The 24980-nt window shown below is 44.1% G+C and carries 17 protein-coding genes and 1 pseudogene; 6 read left to right on the top strand and 12 right to left on the bottom strand.

The window, feature by feature from the left end:
* Nucleotides 1–8: 8 nt before the first annotated feature.
* The 10 genes from MgSA37_RS25950 to MgSA37_RS25905 all read right to left on the bottom strand — a co-directional run bounded on the left by MgSA37_RS25950 (nt 9) and on the right by MgSA37_RS25905 (nt 14063).
* Nucleotides 9–1178: a T9SS type A sorting domain-containing protein gene (locus MgSA37_RS25950; RefSeq protein ID WP_096356462.1), complete on the bottom strand. Its 1170-nt coding sequence runs from the start codon at nt 1176–1178 to the stop codon at nt 9–11.
* A 340-nt stretch (nt 1179–1518) separates the two neighbouring features.
* The gene (locus MgSA37_RS25945) at nt 1519–1722 is read right to left on the bottom strand and encodes a T9SS type A sorting domain-containing protein (RefSeq protein ID WP_096356460.1); all 204 of its coding nucleotides are present in this window, start codon (nt 1720–1722) and stop codon (nt 1519–1521) included.
* Nucleotides 1723–1736: 14 nt separating this feature from the next.
* Nucleotides 1737–4943 (bottom strand): beta strand repeat-containing protein, encoded by a 3207-nt coding sequence (locus MgSA37_RS25940; protein ID WP_157750749.1) that lies wholly within the window; start codon nt 4941–4943, stop codon nt 1737–1739.
* A 305-nt stretch (nt 4944–5248) separates the two neighbouring features.
* Nucleotides 5249–7948 (bottom strand): beta strand repeat-containing protein, encoded by a 2700-nt coding sequence (locus tag MgSA37_RS25935; RefSeq protein ID WP_096356456.1) that lies wholly within the window; start codon nt 7946–7948, stop codon nt 5249–5251.
* A 98-nt stretch (nt 7949–8046) separates the two neighbouring features.
* On the bottom strand, nt 8047–8670 hold the full coding sequence (locus MgSA37_RS25930; protein ID WP_096356454.1) for a hypothetical protein: 624 nt from the start codon (nt 8668–8670) through the stop codon (nt 8047–8049).
* A 640-nt stretch (nt 8671–9310) separates the two neighbouring features.
* A complete protein-coding gene (lpdA, locus tag MgSA37_RS25925; RefSeq protein WP_096356452.1) occupies nt 9311–10714 on the bottom strand; it encodes a dihydrolipoyl dehydrogenase in 1404 nt (467 codons plus the stop codon).
* A 141-nt stretch (nt 10715–10855) separates the two neighbouring features.
* Nucleotides 10856–11062, bottom strand: coding sequence for a hypothetical protein (locus MgSA37_RS25920; protein WP_157750748.1), 207 nt, complete (start codon nt 11060–11062; stop codon nt 10856–10858).
* A 41-nt stretch (nt 11063–11103) separates the two neighbouring features.
* Nucleotides 11104–12765: a hypothetical protein gene (locus MgSA37_RS25915; protein WP_096356448.1), complete on the bottom strand. Its 1662-nt coding sequence runs from the start codon at nt 12763–12765 to the stop codon at nt 11104–11106.
* 100 nt (nt 12766–12865) lie between these two features.
* Entirely contained in the window at nt 12866–13450 is a 585-nt protein-coding gene (locus tag MgSA37_RS25910) for a carboxymuconolactone decarboxylase family protein (protein ID WP_096356446.1), read from the bottom strand.
* A 67-nt stretch (nt 13451–13517) separates the two neighbouring features.
* The gene (locus MgSA37_RS25905) at nt 13518–14063 is read right to left on the bottom strand and encodes a peroxiredoxin (RefSeq protein ID WP_096356444.1); all 546 of its coding nucleotides are present in this window, start codon (nt 14061–14063) and stop codon (nt 13518–13520) included.
* A gap of 292 nt (nt 14064–14355) precedes the next feature.
* Between MgSA37_RS25905 and MgSA37_RS28470 the strand changes: the two genes are divergently transcribed.
* Nucleotides 14356–14562 (top strand): hypothetical protein, encoded by a 207-nt coding sequence (locus tag MgSA37_RS28470; protein WP_157750747.1) that lies wholly within the window; start codon nt 14356–14358, stop codon nt 14560–14562.
* A gap of 6 nt (nt 14563–14568) precedes the next feature.
* Here MgSA37_RS28470 and MgSA37_RS25895 read toward each other — a convergent pair whose 3' ends face one another.
* Nucleotides 14569–15345: a hypothetical protein gene (locus MgSA37_RS25895; RefSeq protein ID WP_096356440.1), complete on the bottom strand. Its 777-nt coding sequence runs from the start codon at nt 15343–15345 to the stop codon at nt 14569–14571.
* A gap of 112 nt (nt 15346–15457) precedes the next feature.
* On the opposite strand from MgSA37_RS25895, the gene MgSA37_RS25890 reads away from it, so the two are divergent.
* Nucleotides 15458–16657: a glycoside hydrolase family 172 protein gene (locus tag MgSA37_RS25890; RefSeq protein WP_096356438.1), complete on the top strand. Its 1200-nt coding sequence runs from the start codon at nt 15458–15460 to the stop codon at nt 16655–16657.
* A 243-nt stretch (nt 16658–16900) separates the two neighbouring features.
* Here MgSA37_RS25890 and MgSA37_RS25885 read toward each other — a convergent pair whose 3' ends face one another.
* Nucleotides 16901–17491 carry an RNA polymerase sigma-70 factor gene (locus MgSA37_RS25885; protein WP_096356436.1) on the bottom strand — a complete coding sequence of 197 codons (591 nt, stop codon included), beginning with the start codon at nt 17489–17491 and terminating at the stop codon, nt 16901–16903.
* A gap of 196 nt (nt 17492–17687) precedes the next feature.
* On the opposite strand from MgSA37_RS25885, the gene MgSA37_RS25880 reads away from it, so the two are divergent.
* The 4 genes and pseudogenes from MgSA37_RS25880 to MgSA37_RS25860 all read left to right on the top strand — a co-directional run bounded on the left by MgSA37_RS25880 (nt 17688) and on the right by MgSA37_RS25860 (nt 24812).
* On the top strand, nt 17688–18848 hold the full coding sequence (locus MgSA37_RS25880; protein WP_096356434.1) for a FecR family protein: 1161 nt from the start codon (nt 17688–17690) through the stop codon (nt 18846–18848).
* A 148-nt stretch (nt 18849–18996) separates the two neighbouring features.
* Nucleotides 18997–22268: pseudogene (locus MgSA37_RS29825) on the top strand (TonB-dependent receptor).
* A gap of 23 nt (nt 22269–22291) precedes the next feature.
* On the top strand, nt 22292–23803 hold the full coding sequence (locus MgSA37_RS25865; protein WP_096356428.1) for a RagB/SusD family nutrient uptake outer membrane protein: 1512 nt from the start codon (nt 22292–22294) through the stop codon (nt 23801–23803).
* A 1-nt stretch (nt 23804) separates the two neighbouring features.
* Complete coding sequence (locus tag MgSA37_RS25860; RefSeq protein ID WP_096356427.1) at nt 23805–24812, top strand: TolB-like translocation protein; 1008 nt, start codon at nt 23805–23807, stop codon at nt 24810–24812.
* Nucleotides 24813–24980 lie beyond the last annotated feature (168 nt).

The following is a 24980-nucleotide window of genomic DNA, read 5'->3' as shown; positions in this document are numbered from 1 at the left end:
TAGCGGGCTTAAAGCTTAATAAAAGTGCTTTTTCCAACAAGTGTGTTATCGCTGTTGTTGGTTACCTGTATAATATAGGTTCCCGGCAAAAGGGTGCTGACATTAGTTTGCCAGCTGGCTGCTGCTGAAGTGCTTTCCTTTAAAACAGATCCGTTGATATTAAAAATCTTAATATCATATGAAGCGCTTCCGGCTGGCAAAATTGCAGCCAGGTTTTGTTTAGCGGTGGAGCTTGTTTGTTTTTGAGCACTTCCGGCAGCGCCGGTAGTGCTTTTTGGTGCTATCGAAAGGTTGATGATGCCATTGGATGGATTTGGAAAGATGCTTATATTATCGGATGCTCCGGGTTCAGCTAAGGTGCTTCCAAAACCAATGGTTATGGCATTTGAATAGCTGACGGTTCCGTTCATATCCGTTATTTTTATGCGGTACAAGTCGTTGCCGTCTAACGGTGTTTTGTCGGTGTAACTATAGGAGCCCGCCCCATTTGACCTAAGGGTGTCCAGCATATAAAATGTGGCCCCCTCGTCAATACTCCTTTCAGCGGCAAATACTGTCGTTGTTTCTTCGTTCTCTGTTTTCCAGGTAAGTTGGGCCGTTTTGGTTGCTTTAATCGCATCGAAAGATAAAAGATGTATTCCTAAAGCAGGGTTTTGACGGATAATCACACGAAAGCGGTTGTTGCCGAAAGATGTACTGTTGTTTTTGTCGATATTGAACGCATAACGGTTGCCTGTACGAAGATCTAAAGAATCTTTAGCGAATTGATCTATCAGCCAAACATCATATATCGCCGGGATAGAGTCCAGCTCGGTTCTTTCCAGTGTAAACGCGCCGCTTTTGGCAGCTTCCACATCCAGCCTGATCACCAGCGGGCCTTGCCTGGGCAATGGTACAATATTTACAGACAGTTGAATGTCGTCAGATGACAGGCTCGACAAGCCCTCGGGCGCATTGATCCCTTCCATATATCTTGAATCCAGCTGGTTATTGTATACGGTTGTTGCTGCCGCGTCAAAACCGATGGCTATATCATCATTATTAAATGCGTCCATTACTAATTTGAGCCGGAGCAGGGGAATGGGGGTACTATCATTTCTTTTAACCGGAGAACCGGATGCCAGGGTGGAGAGACAAATAGAAACGAAAAACAAGCTTACCAAAATACGATGTGCCATAATCTTAATTTAAAAGATTGAGGCCCTGCATTTTTAAATCAATAGTTTATCGGTTCGTTTAGTATACAGGCAATAACTGCGCCAAAATAAAAAAGCGTCGATTTTTATAAAGAAAAAGGTCTTTTTATTGCTAATGCAATCATTATCAGGGCGGGAAGATGAATAAATGAGTATATTATTCCCCTTTGTATAAAAAAATTCCTCGTCCGGTTTTTGGAAAACTATTTGAGGAATTTGCTTGACGGAAAGTTTCCATGAATAAGCACTGCAGCTTTATCATGAATCGCACTCCAAACGGTTATATAGGATTCCGCGAGTATCGATTTAGTGCCGGGGATCATTACATTTTAACAAATGTGCTTTTCCCTACCAGGCTTTTATCTTTGTTATTTACTACTTGAATAATATACGTTCCAGGGGTTAAATTGCTCACATTGTCCTGCCATGATGCTGAGGTGGTGGTAGTAGTTTTGATCAAGGCGCCGGCAGTACTGATAATTTTGATATCGTACGCTTGTGAAATACTTCCTTTTACGCCAGGCATTGACAGCGAAGAGTTTACCTGTAAAGGATTCCCCCGGCAGTTATCGCCAGGTTGATGATCCCGTTTGACGGATTCGGATAAATACTAATATTGCTTTTTGCAACATTAGTTGTTGCATTGCCGTAAATTAGCGTAACCACGTTTGAATAGGTAATGGAGCCGTTAATGTCCTGTATTTTCAACCGGTACATATCAGTGGCCAGCGGCGGGTTTTTATCCAAAAAACTATAGGTGCCCTGTGTGTCTGAAGAAACACCGCCTAATACGGCGAAAGTTACGCCACCATCATTGCTTCGCTCAACAGTAAAGTTGGTATAATTCTGTTCGTTTTCAGTATTCCAAACCACCTGCGAACCATTGCTTGTCTTAGACGCGCCAAAACTTAGCAGGTGGATCATTAAGGCGGGGTCCTGGCGGATAACCAGGCTGAACCGGTTTGCGCCAAATGAATTTGTATCGCTGTGCAGCACGTCAAAAGTATAGATAGGGTTATGCCTGAAATCCAGGGAATCTTTATTATAAGCATCCTTTAGCCAAACCTGGAACAGTTGCGGGATGCTTTTTAACTCGGTCATGTTTAAAGTGAATTGACCGTCTGCCGCTGTTTTAACAACCAATTTTATGCTTTGGGTCCGCTTAGGCAATGGCATATTGTTAATGGCCACCGGAACACTGTCTGCGGTCATACTCGAGAGGCTGATCCTGCCACTTCCGGGCAGATATTGGGCATCTTCGTTAATATCATAAGTTGTTTTTGACGAATTGTCAAAACGTACAATGGTTTCCTCTTTTTCAATGGTATCGGCAGCCAAATTTATGCGTAGGTATTGTAAAACGCTGCTCTGAATAGGCGCTGTACTTAATAATAATGTTGTTCCTGATGCCGCAGTAGGTCCGGTAAGTTGTGAGTTTGTTTTTGCAGACTCGTGAAAAATCAATTGGGCGCTGCTTGAAGAGGCTTTTACAAAAAAGCCTTGTCCGCTTGGAATAATATTGCTTCCACCGTTCAGGCCGACGCCTCCGCTGTAAGTAGCGTATACTTTTGTTACCGGGTTAAAAACATAAATGGTAGGGCCAACGCTCGGCGCGTAAATGCCAGCTGTTGAAGTGGTGGTGCTGTAAGTATTCCAGTCGATGGAGCTGGCGTAAGGGTTACCTACCAGGTTATAGCCCGAGTAACCTGTGTTACCCGTAACTGTTGAGCATTGCAAAGTTGTTAAGCCTGTATACCAATTGGTTACCGTAACAGCCTGCTGATTTAAGGTGCCGGTGGATGAAAGAACAGTCGCTTCGGCGCTGGTTGTCGTGGTAAATTTGTTAGCCAGGTTGGTTAGGTCGCCACGGTAAAAAAACATAATCCCTGTACCTACTGTTAGATTATAAGTACCGTCGTAATCAACACCGACAGCATAAAGCGGCGAGTTGTTGATCTTGTTTATCCCCCTAAAATTGCCCGTATTAAAGGTGCTGTTGGTAAAAGCCATATTATCACGGTACAGGTACATCGATGGATTTCCACTTTTAGTCATGCCTCCGCCTGTTCCCAACGTGCCCGTAATGGGCGAATATAACGGCAGATAACTAAGGTCGGAATAATGAATTGAGCCAGAGGTTGCTGTGTATACCGGCGATGACAACAGCCGGTAACTGCGGTAGGTGTTGCTGCCGCCGCTGATATAACGTTGTACATTCACCGTGCCGGTGATACTTGAAGTTGATGGAATAGCGCCTACTGTTGCTGAACCTGTACTGGCTGAATTGAGCGTAAGTATACCGCCGGTTTGCAAAGTCGTACTTGCTTCCATGGTCAGCACACCCGATGATGAAACCGCAAATTTGCCGGTTCCTGATAATGTTTTTGTACCGGCTCCGCTAAAGTCGCAATTATTAAGGGTAGTGCCGGCCGAACTGTTGTCGGTAAGAGACTGGGCTGATGCGCCGTTAAAATAAACCGTTCCTGTACCGGCTGTAAAAGTTCCGCTGTTTGTATAATTGCCACCAACTTTTAAGGCCCCTGACGACAACGTTAATGTACCTGAAGTTGATAAACCGGCATCAACGATGATACTGCCGCTGCCCGCAGTTATGGTTGATGAATTGGTAAGACTGCTACCCACATCCAGGTTTCCGGATGATAGCGTCATCGGCCCTGAGTTTGCAACATTTCCGGTAATGGCAAAAGTACCCGCACCGCCGGTTACAGTTGAAGTATTATTCCAGTTGCCACCAACTGAGGTATTGGTTGCGCTTGCACCTGCCGGCGCAAAGGTAACCGGGCTGTTAGTAGTTAAATCGCCCGTTACTTTTAACGCGCCCACAGTGCTGCCGCCAACGGTCGCGGTGCCCGAGCCCTGTATGGTTAAATAATCATAGCTTGCTTTGGTTGTATCAATTGTGCCGCCGCCTGATCCAAAACCCGCCGTAGCGGTTGTGTATATTTTGGGGCTTGCAGCGGTATAGGTTACCGTACTGGTGCCACCATGGTCTCCGTAAAAATTTACTGATGCGTAAGGGCTTGGGATGGTTCCGAGTGGATTGGCATTGGACAAATATAAATGTGGTGTTGTGGCAGTGCCGCCTGACTGGGTTACCGTATTTATGGTAAAATATGCCGAGTTTGAAGCGTTTATGCCTGTTAATTTGTTAAAAATCACCTGTCCGGTTAAGTACATATTACCACTTTCAAGCCTGAAGCCGCATCCGTTTTGAATATTGGCATTTGTTGTGATCGTTACGTTGCCTGAAACATTGAGCGTTGCGATATCTGAAAGCATAAAATTATTTGTTCCAGAGGTGCTTGAACCACTACCAACGTTTATATTGGTACAAGTTATAGTTCCCGTACCCTGTAAATAGTCATAGATTGTGAAGCCGCCGCTGGTGGTGTTGATATCCTGGGTTATGGTAGTAACGGTAAGCGTAGCGCCATTCACGGTTAGCTGCGTACCCGCAGTTTGGTATCCGCCACCAAATTCTATAGAGGCTATTGTAATGGATGAAGTAAGTGTGGGCTGACTGGAAAAGGTACCTGACATACCAAAACGAACAACATCGGTTGTTCGGCCACCTGAACCGGGATAATCACCCGTTCCGCCATTTTCTGTCCATGAGGTTGATGCAGCCCAGGTAGTACTCGTTCCTTTCCAGTCAAAGGTTATAGCTGCTTGAGTTGAACACCACCCAAGGACGATAATTAAAGTTAGTAAAAACCGATCGACCATAATCATTTAAATAAGTGATCAAGGCCCTGTTCAATTTTTTACTAATCAATAATTTATCTCAATGCTGATATAGCTATGCAAAAAATACGCCAAACAGTATTTTTGTTGAAAAGCAGGCGAAAAGCTGCTTGTGTTTTTTATTGAAGCAAATATAGGCGGTAAAATTATATTATTAATTAATAATTTTAAGACATTTTCCACAGCAGAGTGTCATTATTCCACAATCTGTATGAATAAATCCCCAAGGGCACATCCGGGAGGTGTTTTTTAATGCAATTATGTAATTCAAAACATTGCAGTGTTGATCACATTTTAATAAATGTGCTTTTTCCAACAAGGCTTTTATCCATGTTGTTTACCACTTTAATAACGTATGTGCCGGGAGTTAAAGTACTGACATTAGCCTGCCAGGATGCTGTTGTGGATACAGCGCTTTTCACCACAGCACCTGTAATGCTGATTATTTGAATATCATACCCCGCATTAACGGCGCCAACGTTGGTAGTGTTTTGGTAAGCAGACCTACCGGGGATCCCGGTGCCGTTTGTTTGATCAATGGCTAAATTTAATATACTGGTTGATGGATTAGGGTAAATATTAATATTATTTGCGGCAAGGGGTTTTAAATTGCCGTAGTTAAGGGTAACTATATTGGAGTAACTTATGTTGCCGTTCAGATCCACGATCTTTAACCGGTACATATCGGGGGCTATGGGAGGGTTTTTATCTAAAAAACTATAGGTGCCCGTCGAGCTTGACGCGCAGCCACCGAGGACAGTGAAGTTAGTACCACCATCGTCGCTTCTTTCAACCGTAAAGTTGGTGTAATTCTCTTCATTCTCAGTTGTCCAAACTATTTGAGACCCACCTGTGACTTTGCTTGCGGCGAAACTTAACAAATGGACTCCCAATGCCGGGTTTTGGCGGATAATAACCTCAAAACGGTTACTGCCGAAACTCGCCGAGTCACTTAGGGCAACGTCAAAAGCATAGCTTGTATTATTCCTGATATCTAATGAGTCTTTTTTATACTTATCCAACAGCCATACATCGTAAATTGAGGGTATAGCTTCAAAAGCGGTACGCTGAATGGTATATGTTCCTGTTGTTCTTACAGATACATATAATCTTAAAACCTGCATTGATGCATTTTTAGGGAAAGGGAGCCATTTTACCGTGGTTTGAACACTATCACTGCTGATGCCGGCGAACGACTCCGATGATCCCAAACCGGGTAGAAATTCAGCATCAATATTTGGATCATATTTTGTTGTTGACGATGAATTAAAACCGATCACTATTTCGTCGCTATTGGCAGCATCTTTTACTAAATCTAATTTCATGAAGCTATTATAGGCTGATTGCGCGGCCGGTGAGCCCATTAGTAAATTGCTGCCGGTAACTACGGTATTGGATTTTGCATTTTCATTAAAGGTAAGCGTTGGCGAAGCCGCATTGGCCTGTACAAAAAAGCCCTGCCCGCTGGGTATAATTTTGCTGGCGCTGCCGGTAGCAATACCGGTTACAGCATTATAGCTGTCGTAGTTGCTGGTGCTTGGGTTAAGGATATAGATGGTGGGGTTTACATTATTGCCATATATTGGTGCAGACGGGCTGGAACTGCTGAAGGTGCTCCAGTCTATTGAGCTCGGGTATGGGTTGCCAACAAGGTTATATCCGCGTATAGCGGCGTTGCCCGCGTTGCTGGTGGTGTAAAGTAAACCCGCAGAGCCGGTCCACGATACAACTGAATAGCTTCCCTGGTTTAAATTGCCGGTCGCACTAAAAGTAACGCTTTCGGGCGCTACATACGGATAGGTGGTTTTATTAGGCGAGCCAGCCAGGTGTGTAATATTGTCGCCCCTGAAATACAGCATAAAACCACCTCCTGCATAAACTTTAGCCGAACCGTTAACTGCATCTGTTGTCGTAATTGTGCCGCTGGCTATGGAGTTACTTATATTGGTTACGCCAATAAAATTTCCGCTGGTAAAGGTGGCGTTGCTCGGTGTATAATGCTCATTATATAAATAAAGGCTGGGGTTTCCGCCGGTTGTAGCATAGGTAGACGTGCAGTTGGTTATTATTGTTTTGGCGCCAAGGTAATTAAGGCTACAGGGGTAGTTTCCGCTAAGGTCGACGCCCTCATTAACGGGAGACGACAATAATCGGTAATTTCGTCCCACCCACCGGTTTGTAAGCGCATCAAAAGTTTTATTGCCCTGTACAAAGCGCTCCACGGTAACAAAACCTGTGATTGAGCAGCCGCTGGGAATATTGGCTACTGTGGCGGTACCGGTAGTGTCCGACTTTAAAGTTAGATATGCTGCGGACGATGAGCCTGCTACCAGTTTTGAACTGTTTGACATGGTTAAAATACCTGTTGGTGCAACTGCAAAATTTATATTATTTGTGCCCGCGCTCATGGTAGATGTCCCGCCACCATTAAACCCCACCGCTTTAAATAACGTACCGGTGGTGCTATTATCAACCAGTGCCTGGGCGCCTGAACCGTTAAAATAAGTGGTGCCCGTACTTTGCGTATATATTCCCCCAACGTTGTTGGTATAGTTGGTAGCGATAGATAAGTTTCCGCTGCCCAAATTTAGTGTGCCGCCTGAATTGTTGGTCAATGACCCTGAAACGGTAAAGTTTCCGCTTCCCTGGGTTAAACCGCTGCTGTTTGTCCAGTTACCGCCAATGATTGCAGTGGTGTTATTTGTGCTAAATAAAACGGTAGTGGCGGAACTCGTCAGGTCGCTGCCTACAGTTAATGTGCCTGCATCAATTGTTTTGGTACCTGAACCTGTTAGCTGGAGATATTGATAAGTTTGCGGGCTATTGTCGAGGCTTGATGTACTATTGGCGTATACCTGCTGGCTTGTGCCATTGTAATAAACAGTGCTGGTACCCGTACCCCCGGTATTATTATAAAAATCAATGCTTCCGGCAACGCTTGAGGTATTGATGGGCGATGCATTTGTTAGTTGTAAAACTGGGCTCAAGGCTGATCCGGAAGGAATATCGACGCTGAATTTGGGAGTTGCAAAAACGAGGGACAATATGCCGCTATTGGTATTTACGGTTAACAGGGTGCCATCAATTATAGTTGTACCCCCTCCAGGGAAAAGATCGAATTGATAAATCCAACGCCCACGAAAAGCACACCAAAGTCGGTTGAATTGACAGTTACATTACCTGTAATGTGTAGGCTGTTAATAGTTGAAATTATTTCGGTCTGATCGACGGCAAGGACCGGGGGGAAGACATTGGCATTGCCTACCTGCAGCGATCCGCAGGTAATAGCGCCCGCACCGGTAAATGTACTTGTTATATTACCACCATTATTGGAGTTTTGAACAATAGCCCCCGTAACTGCTAGTGTTCCACTGCTTACCGTGAGGGTAGTGTTGTTTTGAGTGCCGAAAGTAAGGCTTGCTATCGTGTTTGTTGTGCCTGAACTTAATGTTGGCTGGTTGGTAAAAGAATAGGTGACACCTATCTGGGCTATATCAGTTGTTGCGATGCCGGGATAGTTGACAGTTTGCACAACGCCACCTACCTTCCAGTTGCCCGGCGTTGTCCAGGCAGTGCCTGAGGCGCCCGTCCAATCATAAACGGTTGCAGCGCAAGCGCTGATATTTGCTGTCAATAGTATGAGTAGTATTAGTGCCGGCACAACTAATTTTAAAACGCCGGCAGCATGCGGGTTTAGCTTCTTCTCCATGGCAGATATCGGATATTAAATACGCCATGAGTGCCCGTTCAATAAATAATTTATCAAAAATTTGCAGTAAGTGTTATTACAACCTTTGATGTTGTATTATAACGCAACTTTATCAATAAGGTTATTATTTTTTAATAAATGTAATATTAATTAACTGATTATTCCAAATATAAAAAAATAAATAAAAAGCCAATGCTGCTGGTTTGGTTCCTTTAGTGTACTTAAAACACCTTATTATCATCTTTTTAAATGTTTATATAACAGTATTTAAAAGCCCTCTATTGCGTATGTTTCCAGTATTAAAAATATTTGAAACATACGTATATAATATTAAAAATATCAATAGAAAATTAAAACAATAATTACAGTTTTATTCTTTATCGGCATATTTTATAAACATTAAAATAAATAGTAAAAGAGTTTCTTTCAAGTAAAAAAGGACGGGGGGGTTATCCTTAATTTTTCCTTTGGAGGCGGAGGGGGGATAACTATCTATAAAAACAACCGAAAATAAAGAAATAAAACACGGTCATGCCTGTGTAAAATAATTGAAAAGTAGTTGTGCTTGTTAAAATAGTCTCGAAAACAAACACATTATTCCACCAAAATATCTCTCCGGAATTTATTAATTCCGGCGGTTTTAGATATGGATAGCCCGGTTTTCAGTAGCAGCAAGGCAGGCCTCGCGCATAGCTTCAGTATAGGTAGGATGTGCATGGCTCATGCGCGAAACATCCTCGGCAGAAGCCCGGTATTCCATTGCTACAACTGCTTCGGCTATCATGTCTGCAGCGCGGGGGCCTATCATGTGTACGCCCAATATTTCATCAGTGCCGGCATCAGCCAAAACTTTTACAAAACCATCAAGATCGCCGCTGGCGCGGGCACGGCCACTTGCTTTGAACGGGAATGAGCCCACTTTGTATTTAACGCCTTTTTCTTTCAATTGCTCTTCGGTTTGCCCAACTGCTGCAACTTCGGGCCAGGTATAAACAACGCCCGGAATAAGGTTATAATTGATATGCGGTTTTTGGCCTGCAATAATTTCAGCAACCAGGGTCCCTTCGTCTTCAGCCTTATGTGCCAGCATAGCGCCCCTGATGACGTCGCCAATGGCGTAAATGCCTTTTATTGAAGTTTCCAGGTGCTCGTCAACAGTGATCTTGCGGCCACGTTCTTCTACCGTAATGCCTATCTTATCCAATCCTAAACCATCTGTGTAGGCAACACGGCCAACGGCCACCAGGCAATAATCGCCTTTTAGCTCTTTCTTTTCGCCTTTCGGGTCGTCAAACGTAACGGTAACTTCTTTTCCTTTTACTGCGGCGCCGGTTACTTTATGGCCCAGGTAGAATTCCATGCCAAGCTTTTGCAATACCTTTTGCAGCTCGCGGCCCAGGGCTTTATCCATGGTAGGGATAATGGAATCCATAAACTCAATTACCGAAACTTTTGATCCCAGGCGCGCATACACCGAGCCCAGCTCCAGCCCGATTACTCCGCCGCCAATCAATACCAAATGCTTGGGTATTTCGGTGAGGGTTAATGCTTCTGTCGAGGTAATAATTCGTTTTTTATCAACCTTAATAAAAGGCAGCGCCGAAGGTTTTGAACCAGTTGCAATGATGATATTTTTGCCCGTTATCTCTTGTTCAGATCCATCCGCTTTTTTTATGGTGATGGTATTTTTATCTTTAAATGAACCTACCCCATAATAGGTATCAATCTTATTCTTTTTCATCAGGTAGGCAATGCCGCTGGTATTAGCATTTACCACTTCCTGTTTGCGTTTGATCATCTGCCCAAAATCAACCTTCAAATTATCCAGTTGAATGCCATGGGTTGCAAATGCATGCGCGGCGTTATGATAATGTTCAGATGAATCAAGCAGGGCCTTTGAGGGGATACAGCCCACATTAAGGCAGGTACCGCCTAAAGTGCTGTATTTTTCGATAATAGCTGTTTTTAAACCCAGCTGTGCGCAACGGATCGCACCTACATAGCCACCCGGACCCGAACCTATAACAATAACATCATACTGCATACACTTGTATTTTATTGGAGCGCAAAGTTAAGGATTATTGAATGGCGAAGAAACAGTAAAGTGATTTATCGTACTAAAGTTGACTTTTGGTTGATTGAGGAGAAAATAATCGTAGAGACGCGATGCATCGCGTCTCTACGATTATTTATTCAGAAAGGTTGATTTTACATCTGCCATTACCCGTGAATGAAGAACGCCCTCTCCTCTGTCAAGTTCAGCTCTTGCCCGATCAATGGCCTGTTTGATTTCAGACGGTAAACCGCTCCAAAAATCAATTTCGGGTTTATCATCCGAATGCTTCAACGTGTTAGGCTGCATTTGATCATAACCGAGGTCTCCGTTCTTCATAAAGCTGTTATTTAACTGTGTATCCTTCTTTACCAATATCCCTACTTCAACCCATAAACCACCACCTGGCTCGAAAATGTTGGCAGGTAAACATGCCCGTTTGCAACCAGCGGTGATGAAAACTTGGCGTATGAGCCTGCATAATCACTTTGTTGCTGCGCGTTGTTCCAAAGTTCTTTGGTGATGTCATTGGCGTCAAACGCCCTGAGTATACCCGGGCTAACGGTGTGTTCAGCATCGCCACTTGAAGCGTAGGATGCCCATAGAATTCCGGTCCCGGCGGTTGCGCCATTTGAGGATACCGAAATAACCGCACCGCTCTGCCCCGTTGGGCCTGCAACCGTAGAGACTTTCTCGTTGGTTAACGTAAATGTATTACTGGTCCTGTTAAACGGGAAAGCACGCAACTGGTCGTTCTCCGGCCAAACATAAACGTACTCCACCGAAGGGCCTTTATAATAGGCTGCCTGGCAGTGAAAGTTTGAGTTGGGGCTAAGCGAAATGGTCTGCAGTATCTGGTTTGTCGTCGCGCTGTATCCACCCATGTTATCCTTGTCCACTACGTACATGTTACCGTCTTTACAGCCGGTAAAAAAGCAATTGGAGTTGGGGATCAGCAGTGCGCCCATCGTACCGTAATCAAGGTCGTTGTTTTCCAGGTTTTGATAATTAAATGGAGTATAAAAAGAGCTTACCACTAGTTTTGAACCTGTGGGCGTTAACTTTAATGTACTTTCGCCGCGATTGGTTAAATTAGTTGGGTCACCATTATCGCCTACAGTACCATTACCTACCACTGCATACAGGTTACCCTGCGGATCGGCTGAAAGGCCCATACCGCTTTCCCAAATGCCGCCATCGCCCCCGTTGGGCGTATCATTATAAACAATTTGCTGTGCCAGCGAGCCTGCGTTATAGCCCAGAATCCAGCCGTGGTATGGCCCCCAATCGCAATGCGATGAGAAGTTGATATACACCACGCCGTTTAGCAACGTAAGTGCCGACCGCTGGTTATTTCGTTGCGGGTCAAAACTTACCACACCGCTCACGTTACCATCCCCGGTACCCGGTACCGACGCAGTGATCTTAACCGGGCTGCCACTTCGTTCGCTGCCATCAACCAAACTAACAGCATGAAGGTATTGCAAATAGGTAACACTATTGGTGCTCCTCGCCACAAAATACATGGTTTGCGACGCCGAATCGATAACCGGGGTACCTACTATACCCATATTACCGCTAAAATCCTGGTATTGGCCGCCGCAGGCACCGGTCATGTCGGTGTTTTTTGGGGCGCGCATGCCAGCTGCGCTAAAGTTTTTATGCCAGTATAAAGCGCCGCTGTCGCCATCATAGGCGTACACGCTGTTATTTACGGTGGCTATAAAAACCACGTTATGTTTGGTGCCGCTGATAGTTAAATTACCATACATTAAAGGTTGCGCGTACACCTGGTCGTCAACATTTAATGAAAACAACCGGCCAAAGGTGGAGGTATTTACATTACTGGTAGTAAGTTTGGTTTCCTGGTTGTTTAAGCCTGTACGGTAATTGCTGTTATGCTGGGTAAGTACCGAGATATGCTGATCATTAGGGACCACCTTAACAGGCGGAGGTGTTATAGTGGTATTGGTATCCTTTTTTTTGCAGGATGCACAAAACAACAGCACCGTGAGACACAGCAGGGAGAAATTTTTAATCATGGTTATAAATTGGCTGGATAAAGCTGCAATTTAGCCATTTTAGGCAGATTATTTAATGCCGGTATTAAATAATTTAATACCGGCATTTACTTAACGATGTTTAATAGAGTATTTTACCCGAGGCGGTTACCAGCGAGGCAATCCGTACAGCATCAAAAATACGTTCTTCCGTAGTGCCTAATTTGATCAGTGAGTCTTCGTGCGCGTTTACACACATTTCGCAGCCGTTTACCGCAGATATGGCCAGGCTCATCAGTTCAAAAAACTCTTTGCCGGTTACCGGTTTCATCATCAGCTGCATGCGGATGCGCGCCGGGATCTGTGTATATTTTTCCTTTTGCGTAAAGTGGCGGAAACGGTAAAATACGTTGTTTGATGCCAGTAACGAAGCGCAGCCTGCTGCTTCGCCGGTTTCTGCAGGAGTTGCGCCCTGTTCTTCGGCGTAGCGGGTAAAGTAAGTGGTTAATAAGGTATTGTTATTGTTGATAGCCGTTGAAAGGGCCAGCAGCGCACATTCCTTGGTGTTTAAATGTTCGGAAGTAAGGGTGCTGGTAAGGTTCAGCTTCATATCCCTTAAATAGCGGGATTCTCCTTTTTCAAGCAGCACAAGCGCATTGTTGCGGTATGCGGTTTCAACACCAAGGCTTGTCAGTATTTCGTTGATCAGTTCTGTCGATTCAGTCATAGTATAAATTTATCCATAAAAAATCCCCGCACTCTTTCAAATACGGGGACCTATGTAATTCAATTAATTAAACAGTTATAGTGTCTTCACCTTTAACCCAGTTACAAGGGCAAAGTTCGTCGGTTTGCAAACCATCCAGTACACGCAAAACTTCTTTTACGTTACGGCCAACGCTTAAATCGTTTACCGATACCCAGCGGATAATGCCGGTTGGATCGATAATAAAAGTAGCGCGGTAAGCGATCTTTTCGTTAGGCTCTAAAATACCCAGCTCTTCTGCTAATGATTTTGAAGTATCGGCAAGCATCGGGAATTTAAGGTCGCGCAGGTCTGCGTGGTCTCTTCTCCAGGCAGCGTGTACAAATTCAGTGTCGGTTGAAGCGCCGATTAAACGGGTGTCACGGTCGCGGAATTCGCCGTAGCTTTTGTTGAATTCAGCAATTTCGGTAGGGCAAACAAAAGTAAAATCTTTTGGCCACCAAAACATTACGGTCCAAACATTATCTTCATTCACCAGGAAATCAGATGTAATGGTTTCAAACTCTTTGCCTTTTTCGATGCTTACAACAGCTGTTTTTGAAAATTGAGGGAATTTTTGGCCTATAGTTAACATATTTTTATTTTTTGTGTTTATTTATTGCAAATATAAGCCTTTTTTAAGCCCTGCTTTATAGCAATAATTGATGCGATATAGACAAAATCGATATTATCATTGTTTTGCTATCATTTTTATCAATATTATAAAAGCATTGCTTATCGCGCAGCAAGAATTAAAAAATCATAAAAAAAGCCGGAAGATTTATGAAAATAGAAATGGCCATATTAGGGTTAAAATGCCACTTTTTACCCCAAAGACGTTGTTTTTGGAGGCTTTATGTTTAAAGACTTTAGCGTATATTCGCTTTATGGAAAAGATCAACAAAAACCAGCTGGCTATAATGTTTATAATTTCGGTAGTGTTTTTACCGATCAGTTTTAACATTATATCACAGGGAGTTGAAAAAGACCAGGTCTGGCGGATTGTTATGGGCGGGCTTAGCGGCAGCTGGTTTTTGTTTATGGCAATTATTTCGGGCAGAAGGATATTTAAAAAGGATAAAGACCCTGCCTGAGTGTTTTTAACGCATAGATAGTGAGCCCCAGATTACGCCCAGCGTAACGGCTGCGGTAATGCCCGCAATAAGCACCGCCGATTTGTCATTAACCCGATAAATGTCCCTAACGTTGCGCTTGCAGACAAACCACAAGCATCCGCCATAAAAAACAACTTTCCATAAAAATGATGCAGACGAAACGGTCGGGAACAAAGTATCTATGGCCGGAATACCATAGAAACGTTTCATCACCATAAAAAATAAAACCACCCCGCTTACAATGGAATAGCAGCAATAAATGCAAAGCAGGATCCAGCCTGCGCGTTTTCGCCGCCAAAAAAGCAGGGCAAGTACCGGTACAATAAACAATTGCAAAAGGTATATCAGCAACGTACTATCCCACCTGCTGTCCTTGTTGAAAAACACGAAGGAGAGGAAGGAAAGCTCCGTAAACAAAGTCAGCAAAAACATGATGCCCAGCGCCACCGAGAGAAAATTAATTATCCGGTTAGTTGATGGCGTGCTTTGCTGAACGGGATGTACCGCATCAATAACCTGGGCGCTTATAACCTTCACCTTGTTTTCAAATGCCTGCCGCTTTTCTTTTCTCATCTCTTTTTCCTGCAGCTCCAGCGCGTTTGCAGCTATGGCGCTTTCCAGTTCTTCCGCACTTAATTTCCGGCCGGCGAGTTCAGCCACTGCGGTTTCAACAGCAATGGGCTGGTAGTCCGCCGCGTTATCAATAATTTTTAGCAGATCACTATTGCTTAAGGTTTTATACAGTTCGGTGAAAGGGTTCATCGGCGATAAAAATATCCAGGATAATATTAAATTTATTAAAGATACTAAGAAGCATATCTATATTTGGTATCGGCAACCAATTTAAGCTATCAAACAAATAAAATTTAAAGCGATGAGAATCCCCGCATTTCCTTACCGGCTCCTGGTATTCCTGGCGCTGTTTTTTTCAGCCACAGTCTCCGCTCAGGAATTATATACCATGCCCAAAGGCGTACAATCACGCGTAAGCAGTTTTGAAAATATTAAAGGCGAAAAAGGCGAAGGCGGCAAAACCAACCAGGGTGGCAAAGGCAATGCCTTCGAATCGTTAAAAGCAGGCGAAAGCAAAACCCTGCTTAACGTACGCTCTCCCGGGGTCATCCAGCGGATGTGGTTTACCATTAACGACCGCAGCCCCGCCATGCTGCGTTCCCTGCGCCTGCGCATGTATTGGGATGGCGAAGATAAGCCTGCAGTAGATGTGCCCTTCGGCGATTTCTTTTGCGTTGGCCTGGGCAGGCCGGTGGCTTTCCAGTCGGCATTGTTTACTGATCCGGAAGGGCATAGCTTTAACTGTTATATCCCGATGCCATTTAAAAAAGCTGCCAAAGTGGTGCTCACCAATGAAAGCAGCGGCAACCTCGACTTACTATTTTTTGATATCGACTATAACCTGCTGGATAAAGCGCAGGACGACATGCTATACTTCCACGCCTGCTGGAACCGATCAAACAACAACAGCGAAGTGGGCCACGACTTTGAGCTATTGCCCCAAGTTAAAGGTCGCGGTCGTTTTTTAGGGGTAAATGTCGGCATTAACGTTAACCCCGGCTACGGCGATACCTGGTGGGGCGAAGGCGAGGTGAAGATGTATATTGATGGCGATAAAAAATACCCCACCATTAACGGCACCGGGTCCGAAGATTATATTGGCACCGGCTGGGGCGAGGGCCAGTTTACCCACCAGTACCAGGGCTGTTTAATTGCCGATACAGCCAAAAAGCAATATGCCTTTTACCGTTTCCACATACCGGATGCTATTTATTTTGAGGATAACTTTAAAGTCACCATTCAACAGATCGGCGGGGGAACTAACGATCAGCTGAAAGCCATACAGGCCAAAGGCATCCCCAATAAAATAGTCACCGTAGCCACCGAACATACCTTTACCCGCCTGCTGGATAAACCCATGCCCTTAACCGACGCCAGTTTTCCGGCCGGCTGGGTAAACTTTTATCGCGTTGATGATTACTGCGCCACCGCCTACTTTTACCTCGACAAACCCGAAGACAAATTGAAAGAATTGGCCCCGGTTGGGGATAGGGTAAAGTAGCGTCATTGGGTCATTAAGTCATTGGTTGGGTGTGGATATCGAACAAATAGATCTCATCGAACCACCACCTAACAAAATTTGTCATTTCGACCGTAAGGAGAAATCTTTAACGCCCTGCATCCGAACTATGCAGGCGGGAATGTCAGTTGTATAAGATTTCTCGCTCGAAATGACAATTCTTTTGTGTCGTTCGTTCTGTTTTTGGGTATTGGTGCTGAGTGAAACGAAAAACAGCACAGATGTTTAGCCGTGCGAGATAATATCTACCAGCAAAAATATAAGTACCGAATCTTTTAACGATAGCCTTAGGTGTTTTAAAGCAACAGTTACCTGGTTTTCAACGGTCCGTTTGGAGATCAGCAGGCGGTCGGCAATCTCTTCGTTTGATAATTGCTCCAGGCGGCTCATAATAAATATTTCTTTACAGCGCTTTGGCAACAGGTCGAGGTATTGGCTAAGTTGCTGATATAATTCATCCTGGCGGATGTGTTCTTCGCCCAGGTTAAGGCAAAAGGCATCAATTTTCTCCTCCGCATCTTCTTCATAAACCAATGGCGATGCTTTTGCCGACCGTAAATAATTATACACCTTATACCGGGTGGCTGATGAAAGGTATTGCGGGAATGACTTGATGTCCAGTTCCATTCTTTCGTTCCACAGGTAGATGAAGATGTCCTCAATAATTTCTTCGCAGGCATCTTTATCCTTCAGTATTTTAAAAGCAATAAGGTATAATTTCTTCCAGTAGCGCTTAAAAAACACATTAAATGCCCTGAAATCGTCATTAACGATCTCCATCCACAACTGCTTATCTGTTAGGGCGTTATTGGGCATATATTTGGTTGTATAAAATTAGGTATTTAATTAATATAATGTTAAAATAAAATCAATTCGCTTTACAGAGGATGTATAATGAATTATATGTGTCTGATAATAAGTAAATTATATTATAATTTTAAGATTTTGTAAAACAATATGTGTGTTGATACACAAAAATGTGCCTATATAAGTACCAACCAAATAAACTTGAATGAAGCGCCAGGACTATAATGCCCTTTATAAAAAATATCTTGCAGGAAAATGTACGCCCGAAGAATGGGCGTTATTAAACGCTTTTGACGATGAACCCGGCCTGGAAGACATGGCCTGGGACGCCGAGCTTGGCAACGACAAGGAAGTTGAAAGCAGGATCTTTAACAAAATTACCGATGCCATTGCGCCAAAACAGCCTGTAAAAACTATAGGGTTTGGGTGGCTGTACATAGCAGCCTCGTTTTTATTGCTGGCAACTGCGGCAGGCGTGTATGTTTTAAATATGCACCATAAAACCCGGCAACTGGCAATCAACAAAGGTAAGCCCGTAAAAAACGATATTTTGCCCGGCGGCAATAAAGCCATCTTAACCCTGTCAAACGGGGCCACCATTGTGCTGAATAGTGCAAAAGACGGGGTTATTACCAAAGAGGGCGGCGCAGCCGTAAACAAAACCCAAAACGGGCAACTGGTATACCAGGCTAATGACGATCAAAACAATGCACCCGTGCCTGCCACCATGGTTTATAATACGGTTACCACGCCCCGCGGGGGCGAGTACCAGATAGTGCTGGCCGATGGCACCAAAGCCTGGCTCAACGCGGCATCATCCCTCAAATTCCCTACCGCGTTTACCGGCAATACCCGCCGGGTTGAAATAACCGGCGAAGTATATTTTGAAGTGGCCAAAAATAAAGAAAAGCCATTTATTGTAACCTCAAACGGCGCGGAAGTGGAAGTACTGGGTACGCACTTTGATGTAATGGCCTACGATGATGAGCCAGGGATAAAAACCACCCTGCTGGAGGGATCCGTAAAATTCAGGAAAAACAAAGCTGAAGTATTGTTAAGCCCGGGCGAGCAGGCGGTATCAGCCTGGGCCTCAGGCAATATAAAAGTGCAAAAAGCCAATATTGGCGAAACGATGGCCTGGCGGGATGGGTATTTTGTTTTTCAGGATGAAAATATCCAGGGCATTATGCGCAAGATCTCCAGGTGGTACAATGTGGATGTGGTTTACCGGGGCAATATGGAAGACAAGGAATACGGCGGGAAAATATCGCGCTACAAAAACATCTCAGATGTATTAAAAAGTTTAGAACTGACCGGAACGATACATTTTAAAGTTGAAGAAAGGAGGGTTACTGTTATGCAATAAAAGCTACTTAAACTAACAGTGCCTTAAAAAACAAACCCAGGAGCATTCGCAGTGCCCCTGAGTTTTGTACTTGTTGCCAAGCAGGTGTAAGGCCATTTAAAAACCAATTACTTCGTAACAACTAATTATTAACTAACCTAACATTCAAATGTATAAAATTTATACTGCATTTAAATGCAGAAGAATCCCAGTTAAACTATTGTTAACCATGAAGCTCACCATTGTTTTAATGCTTACAATTTTATTACAGGCCGGAGCTGCAACCTATGCCCAAAAAATAACCCTGAATAAAAAAGGCGCCTCGTTAAAGGAGGTTTTTGAAGCGATACAGCAACAAAGCAATTATACAGTAGTATATGATTCAAAAATGATCAGGGCAACCAAACCGGTAACCGTATCTTTTAAAGATGCGTCGCTTGAAGAAGTGCTTGATAAATGCCTGCTTGATCAGTCGTTAACCTACGCCATTAACCTGAATACTATTGTGATCCGTAAGAAAGCGGAGCTGCCCCCTGTTATTGAAGCATTACTTAAAATTACGGGTAAAGTAACTGATTCAAAGGGCCAGCCGCTTATAGGTGCAACTATCAGTATAAAAAATGGTAAAAACATTGCCGTAACGGATGTTAACGGCGCTTTTACGATATCTGTTCCCGAGAATACCATTATCAGGGTATCTTATATCGGCTTTATAGCACAGGATGTAGCTGTTGACGGAAAAACCGAACTATCTATTGTTTTGAAAGAGGCCGCAGGCAGCTTAAACGAAGTGGTAGTGGTTGGTTATGGCACCCAACGCAAGCAGGACCTAACCGGCGCTGTAGCCGTAATCGGCTCAAAAGAACTGGAGGACAGGCCAAATACGCAGTTTGGTTATTCAATTGAAGGGAAAGCCGCCGGCGTGCAGGTAATCAGGCCATCGGGCCAGCCGGATGCCGGTTTCTCCATCAAAATACGCGGTACATCGTCTATCACTTCAGGTACCGACCCGCTTTATATTGTTGATGATGTGCCAACTTACAACACCAACGAAATTAACCCGGCTGATATTGAAACTATTACCGTATTAAAAGATGCATCCGCAGCGGCCATCTATGGTAGCAGCGGCGCAAACGGTGTGGTACTGATCACCACCAAACACGGCGCAAAAAACCAAAAATCAAGGGTTAGCTATAATGGTTCCGTTACTTCATCTCAGGTATGGAAGAAACTGCAGGTATTAAATACGCCACAATTTGAATCATTAATGGCCGAAATGGGGATCAGCTTACCTGACCCAACCAATTTCACCAATACCAACTGGCAGAACCTGGTTTTCAGGAACGCGCTTTCGCAAAGCCACAATGTATCCGTATCGGGCGGTAGTGACAATACCACCTATTACATTTCAGGCTCTTATGTAAAACAGGAGGGCATCGTTATTAATAATAATGTAGGCAGGGCCACTTTTAAAGTAAACCTGGATCATAAAGTAAGCGACCTGTTAAAAGTTGGAACCAATATATCTTACGACCGTTGGTCGGATGTGAGCGTTCCGGAAGGATATTCAAACGGCGTAATTACCAGGTTAATTACTGCAGTGCCAATTATCGGCGTATGGAACCCGCTGATCCCTACCCAATATGCTGTAAGCCCTGTGGCCCCGGTAGATATTGAAAACCCGGTTTCGGTTGCTTACCAGCCTCAAAACTTACTCGTAAACCACCGCTTTAACGGCAATGCCAATGCTGAACTGAGTATTTTACCAGGCTTGAAATTAAAGAGCATTTTTGGCCTTGAACACAGCAACAGCATATTCACCTCTTTCCAGAATTCTATCCAAACCAGCTACGGCAGATCAATGGACGGCCTTGCAGCTGAAAATGATAATAACTTTGATTACTGGATCTCAGAAAATACATTGAACTATACCAAAAAATAAAGGATCATAGTTTTGCCTTACTGGTGGGTTATGTAGCTTCGGACGAAAGCAATCGCAGCGTTTACCTTGCTTCGCATGGTTTTGGTGGCAGTACCGCTATTACTACTGTAACGGCCGGAACAGTGCAATCAGTACCGCAGGTAAATATTTATGATAAAACCCACGAATCATTTATCGGCAGGCTAAACTATAATTATAAGGACAGGTATCTGTTAACATCCAATTTACGGGCCGATGCGTCCAGCATATTCTCTTCAAAAAACAGGTGGGGTTACTTCCCTTCGTTTTCTGTAGGCTGGAGAGTTTCAAATGAGGATTTCTTTAAAAACGTAACAGCAGTAAGCGATCTTAAACTGCGCGCAGGCTGGGGTATTGTGGGTAATGATGCCATTGCACCCTATTCAAGGTACGGGTTAATCGGCCTTTCAACTTATGTGATCGGCGGCAGCCCGGTAACTGCTTATGTACCGTCAACCCTGTCAAATGATAATTTAAAATGGGAACAAACGGCCCAGTATAATATCGGCCTTGATTTTGGCTTGCTCAACAACCGGGTAACCATTACCACTGATTATTACGATAAAAAAACCACCAACCTTTTATTGAACGCGCCGATACCGGCAAGCGTTGGTGTTGGCGGCAATACTGCTATCATCAATGCCGGTTCTATTCAAAACAAAGGTTTTGAATTTCAGCTTACATCAAAAAATATCGTGAACCGTGATTTTACCTGGAGTACCGACTTTAATATCTATTTAAACCGGGGTAAAGTTTTGGATGTAGTTGGCCAGACGCTATTTACAGGTAATGTTAATGTTGCCGGTAATACCTACCAAACCGCTTTGGTAAAGGCGGGGCTTCCGCTGGGCTCTTTTTATGGCAAGTATGCCCTTGGGGTTGATCCGGCCACCGGAAACGAAAAGTATTTGCAAAATAAAGCGGGTTCTGATAGTTTGGGCGTGATAGGTAACGCAAATCCGAAGTATGCTTATGGTTTAACCAACTCATTCACCTATAAAAGATTCACGCTGAATATATTTTTACAGGGCGAGCAGGGTAACCAGATATTTAATGCAACCAGGATGCTTACTGAATCAATGACGATTGGTGAAAACCAGTCGGCTGCTGTTTTAAGAAGGTGGAAGAACCCGGGAGATATTACCGACATCCCAAAATCATCACCAAATGATCCCAGCAATTCCTATCCGTCAACAAGGTTTATCGAAAACGGATCGTACTTAAGGGTTAAATCGCTTACACTGGGTTATTCGCTGCCCGAGTCGGTACTGAATAAGTTAAAAATAAGCCGTTTTATGCTTTACATCACAGCCGAAAACTTATTAACGTTCACCAAATACTCAGGATTCGATCCGGAAACAAGTGTGTTTAACAGTTCGTCAAATTCAGATACTGCCAGTAAAAACACAGCCCCCGGGGTTGATTATGGCAACTATCCGCAATCAAGGGACTTTATTTTAGGTGTTAACGTAACTTTTTAACCTTAACTTATTATTGTAAGATCATGAAAAAGAAAACGATATTTTTAATAACGCTCCTTTTTGCTGTTGCAATGGGATCGTGCCGGAAATTTTTAGATACCACCCCCCAAACAAGTCTTACCACGGGTAACGCCTACAACTCGGCGCAGGATATTGAGAATGCCATAGCCGGTTGTTACCAGATATTTATGGGCAGCGATTATTACCAGTGGGAAAATGTAATGCTGAGCGATAACAGATCCGATAACGCCTATCCCGGCGGCGGCGGCGAAGCCACCTTTGTTGAAGAAGATCAGTTTACGATGCCGGCGAGTAACAGCCACATGTATGCCGACTGGGGGCAGCTGTACCAGGGTATAGCACATTGTAACCTTTTATTAGCCAATATAAACGGTGCAAGTGGCTTAGCGGCCGACCGCAAAGCGCAGATCATTGGCGAAGCCAGTTTTTTAAGGGCCTTCCATTATTACCAGTTGGTAAAAACATGGGGGGGCGTTCCTATCGAACTGGAGTCAAACACGGCAGACCCTAAAGTTACCCGTAAACCTCGTTCAACTGAAACACAGGTTTATGACCAGATCAATGCTGATTTGCAGGTGGCCGTTGCCAATTTGCCTGACAGCTATGGCAGCGACCCTTCGGTAAACAAGGTGCGTGCCACCAAAGGCGCCGCATATGCATTGCTGGCAAAAATATGGGCACAAAGAAGCGACAGGGATTACAACAAGGTGCTAACCTATTGTAAAGATGTGGTTAACAGCCCGGCAGGCTACTCGCTGGTATCCAGTTATAGCAGCCTGTTTGATGGCAGCCACTATTTTAATTCAGAATCGATCCTTGAAATCCCTTTCACCGCCGGCGGGCCGAATGCAAGCTGGGGTGTCGAACTGTTTTTAGCCCCCGAAGATGGCTGGCAAAAATACGGCGTTCCGGCGCATGACCTGGTAAACGCATTTGTTGCCGAAGGTGACACAGTTAGAGAAAACGCCAGCGTTTTATTTGTTACCAAAGATGTTAACGGTAACCCTATAGCCTGGGCTGATGAAAACTGGAACCCTTGCCAGGACCCAACCAAACCAACCCCGTTTGCTTACAAACAAAAACATCCGAATGGATGGTCGAGCGGTGACCACTTTTACCTGCTGCGTTTGGATGATATCATCCTGCTGCAGGCTGAAGCCGATAACCAACTGGGTAATACCGCAGAGGCCATATCGCTGTTAAATAAAATCAGGAACCGCGTGGGTTTACCTAATACTACAGCCAGCACACAAGCAGCCCTTACTACAGCGATACTAAATGAAAGAAGGCTGGAACTGGCTTTTGAAGCGCAACGCTGGGATGACTTAACCCGCCTGGGTGTGGCCACCACTGTGATGGCTAACTTAAAAGAGGTTAAATACACCTGTAACAACGGTGTGCCAAGTGCCCCTATCCCTATTGTTTACACTTGTGATAAAAACCACTGGTTAATGCCGTTGCCGCTTACAGAGATCAACAATAACCCCAATTTAGTGCAAAACCCTGGTTATTAATATGAAGCAGGCTAATAATAACAGGATGGCCTATATGATAAATGTAGTTGTTGCCATGTTTTTGGTACTGTTATTTTCGTGCAGTAAAAACAATTTGGGAAATAATTCTAACGGATCAACCCCTGTTAGCCAACAAAAACCACCTGCCCTCAAAGGCAGGTTGGTTTTTCATAGTTATTCGTGCTATAACTGTAACGATTCAAAGCTGTTTATACTAGATTTTTCGACCGGTGTTTTAACACAGTTAAATACCGGCTGGCATATCGACAACTGCATGAATGCCGATTTTAGCCCCGATGGGAAGTATATTGTTTTTATGGGGACCGATAAAGTAACAGGTAACTGGGATGTGTATTTGTGGCCGGTAAATTCGGCCGCACAACCGGTGAACCTTACGGCTGCTTTGGGCGCTTCGTCGCGGGACGAGGACCCCAAGTTTTCAAACAGCGGCACCCGCATTGTATTTAAGCACAACGGGCACCTGGCCGAAATGGATTTGAGCGGAAATATTACCCGGACCATTACCAGCGGCAGCGGCGAAGAATCAATGCCGTATTATATTTACGATGACAGTAAGATATTGTATGCGGAAGGTGGAGGGGCAGGTTCGGATATTTACCTGGTAGATAAAAGCGGCGTCAGTACCAAAACCGAAGCATCGTTACCAAACATACAGGAGTACTACCCGATAGGCAAGGATAGTGTATCATTTTTATATACCGGCGGCTTAAGTGCAACCAGCGCAAACGACCAGATCTTCAGGGGATTTTATGATAAAAGTAAAATAGCCCAGTATTTGCCGTTTAATGAGCCTTCGGCCAATTATTCTGATCCTTATCCGTGTAATGACGAATATGTTTTCCTGTCGAGTACCCGCACCGGCACCAAAGGCGGTTACGATTTGTATTTAGCCGATATTAAAACCGGCAATATATGGTCGTTAAACGTTTACAATTTGAATGTTAATTCGGCCAATGAGGAGTTGGGTTCATGTTATAACCCCAATTAAAAGCTGGACACCAATCAACACAAATGAAATTTTATTTGCCTGTAATACTACCGGTAATGCTAAATAAAGAACTTGGGTGATCAGGGGACATGGGACCTGAGATTTAGTTGTATTACATCGTTTAACAATGATGTAAAGTGCGTTCCGGTGTGAGATCCGGAGCGCATT

Origin of the sequence: Mucilaginibacter gotjawali (assembly GCF_002355435.1) — a bacterium.
In the GTDB taxonomy this organism is placed as follows: domain Bacteria; phylum Bacteroidota; class Bacteroidia; order Sphingobacteriales; family Sphingobacteriaceae; genus Mucilaginibacter; species Mucilaginibacter gotjawali.
Note: the sequence above shows the minus strand (reverse complement) of the source record. Positions and strands in the feature narration are given on the sequence as shown.

What these genes read in the sequence shown, in the direction of transcription:
- MgSA37_RS25860 (WP_096356427.1), top strand. Translation starts at nt 23,805, where the DNA reads ATGAAGCAGGCTAATAATAACAGGATGGCCTATATGATAAATGTAGTT.
- MgSA37_RS25905 (WP_096356444.1), bottom strand. Translation starts at nt 14,063, where the DNA reads ATGTTAACTATAGGCCAAAAATTCCCTCAATTTTCAAAAACAGCTGTT.
- MgSA37_RS25950 (WP_096356462.1), bottom strand. Translation starts at nt 1,178, where the DNA reads ATGGCACATCGTATTTTGGTAAGCTTGTTTTTCGTTTCTATTTGTCTC.
- MgSA37_RS25890 (WP_096356438.1), top strand. Translation starts at nt 15,458, where the DNA reads ATGAGAATCCCCGCATTTCCTTACCGGCTCCTGGTATTCCTGGCGCTG.
- MgSA37_RS25865 (WP_096356428.1), top strand. Translation starts at nt 22,292, where the DNA reads ATGAAAAAGAAAACGATATTTTTAATAACGCTCCTTTTTGCTGTTGCA.
- MgSA37_RS25895 (WP_096356440.1), bottom strand. Translation starts at nt 15,345, where the DNA reads ATGAACCCTTTCACCGAACTGTATAAAACCTTAAGCAATAGTGATCTG.
- MgSA37_RS25940 (WP_157750749.1), bottom strand. Translation starts at nt 4,943, where the DNA reads ATGGTCGATCGGTTTTTACTAACTTTAATTATCGTCCTTGGGTGGTGT.
- MgSA37_RS25920 (WP_157750748.1), bottom strand. Translation starts at nt 11,062, where the DNA reads ATGAAGAACGGAGACCTCGGTTATGATCAAATGCAGCCTAACACGTTG.
- MgSA37_RS25880 (WP_096356434.1), top strand. Translation starts at nt 17,688, where the DNA reads ATGAAGCGCCAGGACTATAATGCCCTTTATAAAAAATATCTTGCAGGA.
- MgSA37_RS25945 (WP_096356460.1), bottom strand. Translation starts at nt 1,722, where the DNA reads ATGCCTGGCGTAAAAGGAAGTATTTCACAAGCGTACGATATCAAAATT.
- MgSA37_RS28470 (WP_157750747.1), top strand. Translation starts at nt 14,356, where the DNA reads ATGGAAAAGATCAACAAAAACCAGCTGGCTATAATGTTTATAATTTCG.
- MgSA37_RS25930 (WP_096356454.1), bottom strand. Translation starts at nt 8,670, where the DNA reads ATGGAGAAGAAGCTAAACCCGCATGCTGCCGGCGTTTTAAAATTAGTT.
- MgSA37_RS25915 (WP_096356448.1), bottom strand. Translation starts at nt 12,765, where the DNA reads ATGATTAAAAATTTCTCCCTGCTGTGTCTCACGGTGCTGTTGTTTTGT.
- lpdA (WP_096356452.1), bottom strand. Translation starts at nt 10,714, where the DNA reads ATGCAGTATGATGTTATTGTTATAGGTTCGGGTCCGGGTGGCTATGTA.
- MgSA37_RS25885 (WP_096356436.1), bottom strand. Translation starts at nt 17,491, where the DNA reads ATGCCCAATAACGCCCTAACAGATAAGCAGTTGTGGATGGAGATCGTT.
- MgSA37_RS25910 (WP_096356446.1), bottom strand. Translation starts at nt 13,450, where the DNA reads ATGACTGAATCGACAGAACTGATCAACGAAATACTGACAAGCCTTGGT.